Here is a 13083-nt window from a genome sequence, read left to right on the forward strand (position 1 = left end):
TGTTACACTTAGCAACGGTTAAAAAACTGTATGTAAAACACAAAAGGAGAGAAAAGGAATGGAGAACAACAGTAAAAGCAGTGTCGTTTATCAGGGAAAAATTCCCGGAAAAGTAAAATATTCATTTGCCTTTGGCGCATTAGGAAAAGATTTAATATATGGAATGATAGCAACATTTTCCATGATTTATTTTACTGATATTATTAAAGTCGCGCCGGCATTTATCGGAACCATGTTCTTTGTGGCAAAGATCTGGGATGCATTTAATGACTTATTTATGGGAATGGTTGTAGATAATACAAGAAGCCGTTTTGGTAAGTTTGTACCGTGGCTTGTAATCGGAACGCTGATAAATGCATTTGTATTTGTAATTGTATTTACCGATTTTCATTTATCCGGCATAAGCCTTTGTGTTTTTGCATCCGTTGTTTATGTGTTATGGGGAATGACTTATACTATCATGGACATCCCATACTGGTCAGTAATTCCAAACTTAACATCTGATCCGGAAGAACGTGAAAAAGTGTCGGTATTACCGAGAATTTTTGCAAGTATCGGTCAGTCGTTGATCATTGCAGGGTTTGGTGTACAGATTATCAAAGGACTCGGTGGAAATTATACAGGATATCATAGATTTGCGTTGATCATTGCAGCAACCTTTATTTTCACAATGGCTGTATGTGTGTTAAACCTTCCAAAAATTCAGCATAATGTTGAGAAAAAAGAAAAAATGAAATTTAAAGACATTTTTACAGTTATCAAAAAGAATGATCAGTTAAGATGGGCTGTATTGTTAATTTTATTATATAATGTGGCAATTCAGGCAATCATGGGAGTTGCAACCTATTACTTTAGTTATGTATGTAACAATGCAGGCATGTTATCTGCGTTTATGATTAGTGCTTCAGTTGCAGAAGTAGTGGGACTTCTGATTTTCCCAAAAGTAACAAAAATTTTATCCAGAGAGAAAGCATTCTTTGTTGCATGTGTTTTGCCTCCAATCGGATTAATCTTGCTTTTGATCGTCGGAATTGTATGCCCGAATAATATTGCATTAACAGCAATCGCAGGTATTGTTGTAAAAACAGGAACCGGTCTGGAGCTTGGATGTGCAACCGTATTTTTAGCAGACGTTGTAGATTATGGTGAATATGTACTTGGAAATCGAAATGAAGGTGTTGTATTTTCACTGCAGACGTTAATTGTAAAATTAACTGCAGCATTTACCGCACTGGCAATCGGATTTGTACTGGAGTTAACCGGATATGTTCCAAATGCAGTGCAGTCTTTGGCAACACAGAATTCCATTCGAGTATTAATGTGCGTTGTGCCGACTATCGGTGTTATTCTTGCTTATGTGGTATACAAGAGTAAGTACAAACTGAATGATGCATTTATGAAAAAAGTTGTGGCAAAATTAAACGGCACAGAAAAATAAAAACAAAAATAAAAATGAGTAGAAGAAGGGGTTCTTCTGCTCATTTTTTTGAATCTGTTCTTTTGATATGATATGATAAAAATGTACTATCGAAAAGATTCCGAGAGTACATAAAAAAAGAGAGGAGGGGAATTGGTGAGAACATTTCGTATTATTTTAGCAGATGATGAGCCAAATATTCTTTATGGAATGCAAAAAGGGCTTGATTGGGAAAGGCTTGGATTTTCCGTAGTCGGAACAGCACAAAATGGAAAAGAAGTTTTAGAATTAATGGAAGAATTTCATACCGATCTTGTGATAAGTGATATTAAAATGCCGTTTATGGATGGTCTGGAGTTGGCAAAACAAATTCAGGAAAATTATATAAATACAAAGGTAATCTTGTTCTCCGGTTGGGATGATTTTGAATATGCGCGTCTGGCAATCAGCTATGGTGTTTCAGAATATATCATGAAGCCGATTGACTATAATGAAATGCAAAAATTATTAATGGAGATGCATGAAGAATTAGATCAAGAATATAATGAAAAAATTAACCGTGTTCGACTAGAAGAGGCGTATACCAAAAGTCTGCCTTTACTTCGACAGCAATTTTTTTCTCAGTTAGTAACGGAACCGATGGAAGAGGCCGAGCGAGAATTGCAGATTAAAAACTTAAAATTGGATTTTTTTGATTTGGCATATTCTATTGTGGCAGTGAAAATACAAAAGGAAGAAGAAAAAGACTTTTTAAATGAATGGTCAATGAAAGAAACGTTAAAAGAAGCACTGGAAAATATCGCACATGTCTATGAATTTGGTATGGGTGAGAAAGAGATTTTTTTACTTGGCGGAGAAAAAAAACATGAAATTGGAAAAATTACAAGAAGTATTCAAGAAGCGGAAGTTATGATTGAACGTCTTTTTGGTGCAAGAATTTCCTGTGGAATCAGTGGGTGTAGTGAAAACCTAAGTGAAATGCCACTATTGTATGCGCAGGCACTCGAAGCATTGGATTATAATTTGGTATTGCTAGATGAAAACTATACGTATTATAACGATATTATGCCTCATCAGGAAGTCGAAGAGGACTGGAGCATACAAGTTGAGATGATTGGAAAGAAGATTCCATATATGACAGAAGCAGAACTAAAAGTTCAGGTACAGGAGCTACTTCGTTGGCTTCACAAAGGACATTATACATTAAATGAATATCAGATTGTGATTTTAGAAATTTCTTTTTCAGTTGCAAGGTTTTATAAAAAATATCAGATTACTTCGGATACAGAATTTGCAGGTACGAAAAAGATGGCGGTAAAAATTCTTTCATTAAGTACAGGAGAAGAATTGGATCACTGGCTTTTGAATTATTTTTTGCTTATTCGTTCTTTAATTCAGAAAAAGCAAGTGGATAATAATGTAGTGCTGGCAGAAAATGCAAAAAAGATTGTAGAAGAAAGTTTTCAAAATCCGGAGCTGAGCGTGGAGTCTGTATGCAATCAGCTACACGTTAGTACTTCTTATTTTTCTAAAGTGTTTAAGCAGGTAACCGGTGGCACATTTTTAAACTATTTGATTGGGAGGCGAATGGAAGAAGCGAAAAAATTGTTGTTACAGACGGATTATAAAAGTCATGCGATTGGAACGATGGTGGGCTATCCGGAGCCAAATTATTTTAGCTATGTATTTAAAAAAAATTGCGGCATATCACCGGTAAAATATAGAAAATTGGGAGCAATGGATGAAAAGTAAAAAAGTAAGTATTCGAGTTTTGGTTCCGGTTATGATCTCAGCGTCAATTGCAGTTTGCGTGATTAGTTGCATGATTTTGTTTTCTTCTTATTTTTCTAAATATTTTCAAAAAAATGCAATAGAGAAAGTAGATAAACAAAAAAAGTTTCTTGTGCAGAATCTGGAAACAGAAATCGGAAGTATGAATGAGTGGATAAATGAGATTTATTACCAGGAAATTAAAAAATATGATGTGGGAAGTACAGAATTTGAAGCAAAACTTAAGCAAAAGTTGCTTACAGAATCAAAAAATATATATGGAATCGGGCTGTATGACGGGGATGGAAAATGTATTTGGAAGTCAGATGAATTTTTGGAACCAGAAAATGTAAATGCCGAAGCGACAGCTTGGTTTATACAGGCTAAAAATAACATTGAAACGATTCATTATGGAACAAAAAAGCTAATTTGGAGCAAAAAAGCAAATATTCTGGAAGTTAGTCGATATGTGGAATATCTTGAAAAAGGAACGATGAAATCAGGAGTTCTTTTATTGGAATATAATATGGCTCCAATTGATGAAATTTTGAATCAATATCAAAATCAAAAAACCTCGTATTGCTATTTTTTAGATGCAAAAAGGCAGCTACTTTACCATCCGTTTGACAAGCAAATTGCATCAGGGCTTTATACTGAAAAAACAATTCAGACTGCATTTACTGATAAAAATTATGTAATGCAAAAAATGGAAGGACAAAGATGGTTAATCGAGCAGCAGCAGATTGGGTATACAGGATGGAATCTTGTCGTAGTAAACTCAATATCAAGTTTAGCGACAGAAAATTATAGTTTGCATTTTGTTGCCTGGTTGACTTTACTTTTAGTAGGAATTATTTTGACTTTTATTGATACACTTGTTTTTCGAAATTTTACAGAGCCGATTTACCGCTTGCTTTATACAATGGAAAAATTTGGAACAGGAAGCTATAAGGTGCGAGCAAAAGAAAAAGGTGTTGGGGAATTGAAAAATTTAATCAAACATTTTAACGTTATGGCAGACAAGCTGGAAGAACAAATGGAAGAAATTAGAAGAAATGAGCAAGAAAAACAGCGAATGGAAAAGAAATTGTTACAATCTCAGATTAATCCTCATTTTTTATATAATACGCTAGATTCGATTATCTGGATGATTCGAAGTGAAGAATATGATGGAGCTGGAGAGATGGTTTCTTTACTTGCTAAATTTTTTCGTATTTCTTTAAGTCAGGGAAAAGATATGATTCCGTTAAAAAAAGAGTTGGAGCATGCGACCAGCTATCTGGCAATTCAAAATATTAGATTTAAGGATAAGTTTGAATTTCAAGTGAATGCAGACCCAAATCTATTAAACTATCTGTGCCCGAAGCTTTCGATTCAGCCGTTGCTTGAAAATGCAATTTATCATGGAATGGAAGGCATGTATGAAGATGGGGAAATCGAAATCCGAATTTATGAAAAAGAGGGAGCAATCAAGATTGAAGTAGCAGACAATGGACCTGGAATGACAGCAGAAAAGCTGGACTATATTATGCACAATAAAGTGATTTCAAGCAAGCGGGGGTCTGGGATTGGAGTGCGAAATGTAAATGAACGAATTCAGCTGATCTATGGGAAAAATTATGGAATTACGATTGCAAGTGAACTAGATGAAGGTACCGTTGCCACAATTACGATTCCCAAAATGGAGGAGTTTGATGAAACTTAGTAAAAAGAAACATCTCATTTTAATGATTTTGTTGATTCTTATTGCAGTGTTTTCTATTTCATTTATGAAAAATCGCGCCTATAAAGAAAAGACGCAGCGAATAGCGGTTGTATTTCCTAAACTGCCGCAACAGGACATAAGTATGCTGCAAGAAGGAATCCGAGATTATGCCTATGAAAATCAGATACAGCTTGATACGTGGTATCGAAGTCAGATGAGTGCAAAAGAATTGCAGCAATTAGCAGAAGAAGAAAGGAAAAATCATTCTATAGGAATTCTGTTAGTTTATCCGGAAAAGTATTTAAAAAAGCAAAAAGATGGGGATACTTATGAAGACGTATTGGCAATTACGGATACCATGCAGGAGTCTTTTAAAAATTATGCAACGTTTGCAGAGATAAAGGCAGAAACAGTCCGTTTACCGATTGAGAAATCCGTTTTAGAAACAATAGCAAATGGCAAAAAAGAAAATATTTATCTAGAAAACACGTATCAGCTTGGCTATGAGAGTATGTATATGATTGCAAAATATGGAAAGCAAAAGCAGTTGGGCACCATTTGCATAAATCCAATCGAGTTAAACAAAGAAACCCTGGGTGATGGAAGCTTGGATGCTTTATTAGTAGATTAGAGGAATGTGATGAAAAAGCAAACAAAACGATACAATATGATATTAATAGGCTTAATTCTGGTATTATTGGTGTTTATTGTGGTTTGGAAGCTACAAAAAAGAGAGGATTTGTATTTTCATGTGGGAATTGCCGTCTATGATTTAGGAGATTCCTTTATTGAAAGCTATATAGAGGAACTACAAGAGCAGATTGAAGAGCATAATATAGCAGGAAAAAAAGTATCATATGAAATTTATGATGCGAGAGGAATTAGCACACAGCAGGAGAAACAGTTACAGTATATGTATGCACAAGAATATGACTTAGTGCTTGTTAATCTGCTTGAACCATCATTTGCAGCCAGGGTTTTAAATGAGTTAAATGAGTCTAAGACACCTGTAATCCTATTTAATCGAGAAGTGGAAGAAAAAGATTTGGAAATAAAAAAGGATGTGTGGTATGTAGGGACAGATGCGGAAGCAGCCGGGAAAATCCAGGCAAAGATGTTAGCACAGCTTTGGGAAAAACAGCAAGAGACGGTAGATAAGAATCAAAACGGAAAGATAGAGTATATCTTGGTAGAAGGAGAAGAATCTCATTATGATACGATTCGAAGGACCAATGGATTTTTAGAAACAAGTAAAGAATTGCCATTAAATCAGCTACAAAATCTTTCAGCAGATTGGAAACGAGAACTTGCATTTGAAAAGTTCGCAGCGCTTGAGGAAGTGATGATTCAAGATACAGAAGTTATTATTTGCAATAATGATGACATGGCACTTGGAATCTATGATTATTACAAAGCCAATCAATTAGATGTGCCGGTAATTCTTGGAATCAATAATAGTCAGGAAATGAATGAAAAGGTCTTAAGTGGCGAAATCTATGGGACAGTGGATAATAATGTAGAAGATCAGGTGGAAAAAATAGATGGCTTAATGAGGAAAGTTTTAGAAAAAAATGAAGCAGATGAGCCAAAAATTTGGTATAGCGAGCCGTATGAGATTATAAAACGTAAATGTCCATAATATACGCACAATTGTGTGGGAGAGAAAATATAAAAATGGTTGTTTTATCTTGACATTAATGCGTTAAAATGGGTATAATATTGTCATATTGTCGACAATTTACAATTTGAACGCAGATAAGCATCCCCCTTACCCGCCGCTTAGTGCTCTGCGCACTTGAAGTGGGGGAATGCTTATCTGCGTTCATGAGCAAGTAGCAAAGCGGATTGCGAATGTCCGCTTTACATCGACAGGAGAGATGAGAAAGAGAGGAAAGGTATAGAAGATGACAAAATACACAATACGAAGAATCTGTATGGCATTTGTTACATTGCTGCTTGTTGCTTGTATTACGTTCTTTTTGATGAATGCGATTCCGGGTAATCCATGGTTATCAGAAAAAACACCGTCTGAGGCGACAATCCAGGCATTGAATGCAAAATACGGACTGGATCAGCCTATGTATGTTCAGCTGGGCAAGTATCTGAAAAACTTGGCACAGGGAGATTTTGGAACTTCCATCAAGATGCAGAAGAACCGTCCGGTTCTGGGAATTATCAAAGAAATGTTCCCGGTATCTGCAAAAGTAGGTAGCCTTGCTCTTTTATGGGCAGTGCTTTTAGGCATTCCGTTGGGATGTCTTGCAGCATTTAAGAGAGGAACTTGGATTGACAGTTTTCTGCGAGTGCTGTGTACTATCGGTATTTCCATGCCGGGGTTTGTAGTTGCAACTTTATTATTACATACATTCTGTGGTGGTGTTGAGGGAATCAAAGTTTTCCCGGCGTTGTTTGATGGTACTCCGCAAAGTTATGTGTTGCCGTGTGTAGCCCTTGGTTTTTATCCGATGTGCTATTTGTCCAGACAGACCAGAACATCTATGTTGGATGCAATCAATCAGGAGTATATTAAAACAGCAAGAGCAAAAGGTTTGAAGAATAGTAAAATTATTTTCAAACATGCATTACGTAATGCATTAATTCCGGTTATTACTTATTTGGGACCACAGATCGCATTTACACTTTGCGGCGGTTTGGTTGTAGAGACCGTATTCTCTATTCCGGGACTGGGAAGATATTTTGTACAGGCAATTCAGAATCGTGACTATCCGTTAATTATGGGAACAACTATTTTCCTGGCAGCATTTATTATCATCATGAACTTGCTCGTAGACATATGTTATAAACTGGTCGATCCGCGTATCAATCTGGCAAAGGGAGGAAATTAAGGTAATGTCTGAAAAGAAAAGATATCATAAACCAGGTTCTCTTCAGCCGAATATTGAGGATATCCTCCAGTGGAATGATTTGCCGGCAGATGCGTTTGAACCGGCAACCTCTGAAGAGAAAGAGAATTTTATTCAGGAACGCAAAAGTGTGTCTTATTGGAAAGATGCATGGAGACGTCTTCGTAAAAATACCGTTGCAATGGTTGCATTGGTAATTATTATCCTGCTGGCGCTTTTTGCGTTTGTAGGACCATCTATTGTACCATATACTTATAAACAGCAGATTCGTGGTTCTGAAGCGTTGCATCCTTGGCATTACAGCCTGAAAGAACAGGAAAAAATCAATGCTTATATGGAAGAACATAACGGTGCAGGAAACCTGACACCGGATGAAGCAGTAGAAAAAGCACGTAAAGAGGCAGAAGCCAAAGGTGAAACCTTATCTCGTGTGGATGAAGCAAAAATTCGTGCAAAAGCAAATGTATCTCAGCAGGAAGCTGAAAGTGAAGAAGTGACAGAAGAAGATGCAGCAAAAGCACTGAAAATCAAACATAGTATGTTTGGATATTCGAATGTAGAATTAGAAAAGAAAGCAGCCGGAGAGAAAGTATTCCCTCATGTGTTTGGTACCGATGATCAGGGCCGTGATATTATGGTGCGTGTTATGGTTGGTGCCAGAGTATCCATTATCGTAGGTATTTGTGCAGCAATCTTAGTATTGATCATTGGTGCAATTTACGGATCCATTTCCGGTTACTGCGGTGGTGTAGTCGATAGTGTTATGCAGCGAATTGTAGAAATTATTTACTCTATTCCGGAGATGCTGATTATCTTGTTGCTCTCTGCAACTTTAAAACCGGCTCTGGAACAGTTCCAGAATTCTGGTGATGGTGTTTTACAGCGTCTGGTAACTTTACTTGGACCGAACCTGATTTCTATGTTTATTGCATTTGGTCTGTTATATTGGGTAACCATGAGTCGTATTATCCGTGGTCAGATTTTACAGTTAAAACAGCAGGAATATGTAACAGCAGCAAGAGCACTGGGTGCGAAAGGTGGACGTATCATTAGTAAACATCTGCTTCCGAACTGTATCGGACAGATTGTTACAACAACCTTCTTGCAGATTCCATCCGCAATTTTCCTGGAATCTTTCTTATCTTTCCTGGGTGTTGGTGTATCTGCTCCGCTTACCAGTCTGGGTTCCATGTGTTCCGAAGCATTAAGCGGATTAAGCACCTATCCGTACCGACTGCTCATTCCGGCAGTGATCTTAAGTGTTATGATCCTGTCTTTGAACCTGTTTGGTGACGGTCTGCGTGATGCATTAGATCCGAAACTGAAAAAATAAGAAAGGGAGAGACGTAATGGAACAGAATAATAAAACTGACAAGCTGTTAGAAGTCAGAGATCTCCAGGTTTCTTTCTTCACTCCGGCAGGAGAGGTAAAAGCAGTAAATGGAATCAGTTATGATTTAGATTATAATGAAGTAATGGGTGTGGTAGGGGAATCCGGATCCGGAAAGAGTGTGGAAGCATATTCTATCATTGGATTGTTACAAAATCCGGGAAAAGTAATCGGTGGCTCTATCACATTTGAAGGTCAGGACGTATTGGCAAAAACTCCGTCAGAAATGGTAGATTTCCGTGGAAGCGAAGTAGCAATGATTTTCCAGAATCCAATGACCTGCTTGAATCCGGTCTATACGATTGGAAATCAGCTGATGGAGGCTTTAAAAGCGCATGATAAAAGCATCAGCAAAGAAGAAGCACAGAAACGTGCGATGGAAATGCTGGAAGAAGTTGGTATCAACAATGTAGAAAAACGTATGAAGCAGTATCCACATGAACTTTCCGGTGGTATGCGTCAGCGTGTTATGATCGCAATGGGGTTGATTTGTCATCCAAAGCTTCTGATTGCGGATGAACCGACTACAGCGCTTGATGTAACAATTCAGGCGCAGATTCTGGAATTAATGAAAAAACTTCAGAAAACAAACCGAATGGGTATTATTTTTATTACCCATAACCTTGGTGTTGTAGCAGAAATCTGTGACAAAGTATCTGTTATGTATGCAGGTAAGATTGTAGAGCAGGGAACGGTAGAAGATATTTTCTATGCGCCGGGTCATCCTTATACCAGAGGACTGCTTCGCTCTATGCCTCGTGTCGATGCGGATAGCTATGAGCGACTGATTCCAATTGAAGGAACACCAATTGATATGTTAAACCCGCCGGAAGGATGCCCGTTTGCACCTCGTTGTGAAAGCGCGATGAAAATTTGCTTACAGAAAATGCCGCCATATGTAGAATTAGGAGAAAATCACAGATCAGCATGTTGGTTGTGCGTACAGGAGCAGATTAAAGCACAAAAAGAAGCAGCAAAAAATAATAATGAAAAAATGGAGGCAGACAACCATGAGTGAGAAAAAAGATACTCTTGTTCAGGTTGAGCACCTGAAAAAATATTTCCCAATCAAAGGTGTTAAAGGACCTGGAGTGCAGGCTGTAGAAGATATCTCCATTGAAGTAAAAAGAGGAGAGACACTTGGTCTGGTAGGCGAATCCGGTTGTGGAAAAACAACATTTGGTCGTACCGTATTACAGTTATATAATCCGACTTCCGGAAAAATTGTATATGATGGAGAGACGATTTTTGAAGGACAAGATCCTTGGAAAAGAGATGAAAATGGAATTCTTCATCCGGTGAAAGTTCCAAAAGCAAAACAGGTAAATATGCTTCCATATCGTCGGAAGATGCAGATCATTTTCCAGGATCCATCTGCCAGCTTGGATCCACGTATGACAGTTGGAGAAATTATCGGTGAAGCATTGGACATTCACAAGCTATGTCCGAATCAAAAAGATCGAACCGACAGAATCAAAGAGTTACTTAGCCATGTAGGCTTAAACACTGAGCATGCGAATCGTTATCCACACGAGTTCTCCGGTGGACAGCAGCAGCGTGTAGGTATTGCCCGGGCATTAGCAGTAAATCCGGAGTTTATTGTATGTGATGAACCGATTTCTGCATTGGACGTATCCATTCAGTCTCAGGTTGTTAATATGCTGGAAGATATGCAGCAGGAATTGGGATTGACCTATTTGTTCATTGCGCATGACTTATCGGTTGTAAGACATATTTCACATCGTATTGGTGTTATGTATCTTGGAACAATGGTAGAGCTTGCAGAAAGTTATGAGTTGAACCGTAATCCATTACATCCATATACGAAAACCTTGCTTTCAGCAGTTCCGGTTCCGGATCCGCAGGTGAGCAAAAATCGACAGCGAATTGTATTAGAAGGTGATATTCCATCTCCAATGAATCCTCCAAGTGGCTGTCGTTTCCATACTCGCTGCCCATATGCTACAGAGAGATGTAAGCAAGAGGTGCCGAAATTTAAAGAGTATGAAAAAGAACACTGGGTGGCGTGCCACCTTTTGGAACGGTAAGTAACACGGGGAAACGAGCTGTTCTCACATGGATAATACAGGGATTCCTGTTTATCAATAAAAGAAGAAAAGGAGAGAAGATATGAAGAAAAAAGTTTTATCTATCCTGTTAGCTGCAACATTTACAGTATCTATGCTTGCAGGCTGCGGAAGCAGTACAGCGAAGGATGACGGTGCAGCTAAGAAAGAAGATGTGGCAGACGATGCAGAAAAAAAAGACACCGCAAGTGATGGAGAGTTTAACATCACAGTAAACCTGGCTTCTGAGCCACAGACAATGGATCCGACATTAAGTACTTCTTTAGATGCCGGAACAATGGCTCATCACTTATTTGAAGGTCTGATGAAATGGGAAGACAGTGGAAAAGAGACAAATGGTTCTGATGGTACTGCAAACAGTGCTGCACTGGTTCCTGGACAGGCAGAAAGTTATGAAAAAGTAGCAAATGATGACGGAACTGTAACTTATACATTTAAACTTCGTGATGGAATCAAATGGTCCGATGGACAGGATGTAACAGCAAATGATTTTGAATATGCATGGAAACGTCTGGTAAACCCAGAAACCGCAGCAGACTACAGTTATATGTTAGACTGTGTTGTAAATGCACAGGATATTATCGATGGTAACAAATCAGCAGATGAACTGGCTGTTAAAGCAGTAGATGACAAAACATTTGAAGTAACTTTAGTAAATGATTTACCTTACTTTGAAGAATTATGTGCGTTCCCTGCTATGATGCCGGTACGTCAGGACATGATCGAAAAAGGCGGAGATCAGTGGACATTCAACGTTGATACTTATATATCTAACGGTGCTTACAAAATGAAAGAGTGGACACACAACTCTCAGATCGTAGTAGAAAAGAACGAAAACTACTATGATTTTGAAAATCTGGGACCGGAAACCATTACTTTCAAATTAATGGACAACCAGAACGCAATGTTATCCGGATTTAAATCCGGCGAATTAGATTTCATCTAGGATGCGCCTCAGGCAGAAATTACAAGTTTGATCGCTTCCGGCGATATGAAAATCGTAGACTATATCGGAACTTATTATGTATGTTTCCAGACAGAGAAAGAGCCATTTAACGATCCGAAAGTTCGTAAAGCATTCTCTCTGGCAATTGACCGTACTTATATTGTAAACCAGGTAACACAGTCCGGACAGGTAGAAGCAGGTGGATTCGTTCCGGCTGGTATCTATGACGCAGAAGGCACTGACGGAGATGACTTCCGTACAGTTGGTGGAGATTATTATAAACCTACAGATGCAGACTATGAAGCGAACTGTGAAGAAGCAAGAAAACTGCTTGCTGAAGCAGGATATGAAAACGGTGAGGGCTTCCCGGTTGTAGAATATCTGTACAACACAAGTGATGCTCACAAAGCAGTAGCAGAAGCACTGCAGTCTATGTGGGAAAATGAACTTGGTGTAACCGTAACATTAAACAACCAGGAATGGGCTGCATTCCTGCAGACACGTAAAGACGGAGATTATTCTATCGCACGTAACAGCTGGATCGCTGACTACAATGATCCAATGTCCTTCCTGGATATGTGGCTGACTGGCGGAGGAAATAACGATTGTCAGTATTCTAACAGTGACTATGATAGCCTGATTGCACAAGCAAAAGCAGAAACAGATACCAGCAAACGTATGGAACTGTTACATCAGGCAGAAGATAAACTGGTTGGTGAAGATAGTGTATTAGCTCCAATTTACTTCTATACTCAGAAATACATGCTGGCAGATGGCATCAAAGGTTTATATTGCTGTCCACTGGGATACTTCTTCTTTGGATATACCCATCAGTAATAAAAATTTGTTATGATAATGAAACAGCCCGGACATTGAACTCCGGGCTGTATTTTTCTAATAAGAA

Annotated in this window: 9 protein-coding genes and 1 pseudogene; all 10 read left to right on the top strand. The window is 38.2% G+C overall.

The genetic code is table 11. The features are described from left to right. Positions 1-58 precede the first annotated feature (58 nt). The 10 genes and pseudogenes from melB to ACYQ2D_RS14480 all read left to right on the top strand — a co-directional run bounded on the left by melB (position 59) and on the right by ACYQ2D_RS14480 (position 13016). Positions 59-1438 carry a melibiose:sodium transporter MelB gene (gene melB / locus ACYQ2D_RS14435; RefSeq protein ID WP_117457230.1) on the top strand — a complete coding sequence of 460 codons (1380 nt, stop codon included), beginning with the start codon at positions 59-61 and terminating at the stop codon, positions 1436-1438. Positions 1439-1573: 135 nt separating this feature from the next. Continuing rightward, entirely contained in the window at positions 1574-3169 is a 1596-nt protein-coding gene (locus ACYQ2D_RS14440) for a response regulator (protein WP_187558700.1), read from the top strand. After that, complete coding sequence (locus ACYQ2D_RS14445) at positions 3159-4892, top strand: cache domain-containing sensor histidine kinase (RefSeq protein WP_117457228.1); 1734 nt, start codon at positions 3159-3161, stop codon at positions 4890-4892. Before ACYQ2D_RS14440 ends, ACYQ2D_RS14445 begins: the two co-directional genes overlap by 11 nt. Continuing rightward, positions 4882-5523: a hypothetical protein gene (locus tag ACYQ2D_RS14450; protein WP_459785924.1), complete on the top strand. Its 642-nt coding sequence runs from the start codon at positions 4882-4884 to the stop codon at positions 5521-5523. Before ACYQ2D_RS14445 ends, ACYQ2D_RS14450 begins: the two co-directional genes overlap by 11 nt. Positions 5524-5532: 9 nt before the next feature. After that, positions 5533-6531: a substrate-binding domain-containing protein gene (locus ACYQ2D_RS14455; protein ID WP_187558702.1), complete on the top strand. Its 999-nt coding sequence runs from the start codon at positions 5533-5535 to the stop codon at positions 6529-6531. Between the two features lie 265 nt (positions 6532-6796). Next, positions 6797-7738, top strand: a complete 942-nt coding sequence (locus tag ACYQ2D_RS14460) for an ABC transporter permease (protein ID WP_118701135.1) — start codon at positions 6797-6799, stop codon at positions 7736-7738. 4 nt (positions 7739-7742) lie between these two features. Further along, the gene (locus ACYQ2D_RS14465; RefSeq protein ID WP_459785926.1) at positions 7743-9089 is read left to right on the top strand and encodes an ABC transporter permease; all 1347 of its coding nucleotides are present in this window, start codon (positions 7743-7745) and stop codon (positions 9087-9089) included. A gap of 16 nt (positions 9090-9105) precedes the next feature. After that, complete coding sequence (locus ACYQ2D_RS14470; RefSeq protein WP_459785928.1) at positions 9106-10164, top strand: ABC transporter ATP-binding protein; 1059 nt, start codon at positions 9106-9108, stop codon at positions 10162-10164. After that, on the top strand, positions 10157-11194 hold the full coding sequence (locus ACYQ2D_RS14475) for an ABC transporter ATP-binding protein (protein ID WP_459785930.1): 1038 nt from the start codon (positions 10157-10159) through the stop codon (positions 11192-11194). Before ACYQ2D_RS14470 ends, ACYQ2D_RS14475 begins: the two co-directional genes overlap by 8 nt. 343 nt (positions 11195-11537) lie before the next feature. After that, positions 11538-13016, top strand: a pseudogene (locus ACYQ2D_RS14480) (peptide ABC transporter substrate-binding protein). The last annotated feature ends 67 nt before the right edge of the window (positions 13017-13083 follow it).

The organism is Blautia stercoris, from assembly GCF_054657695.1.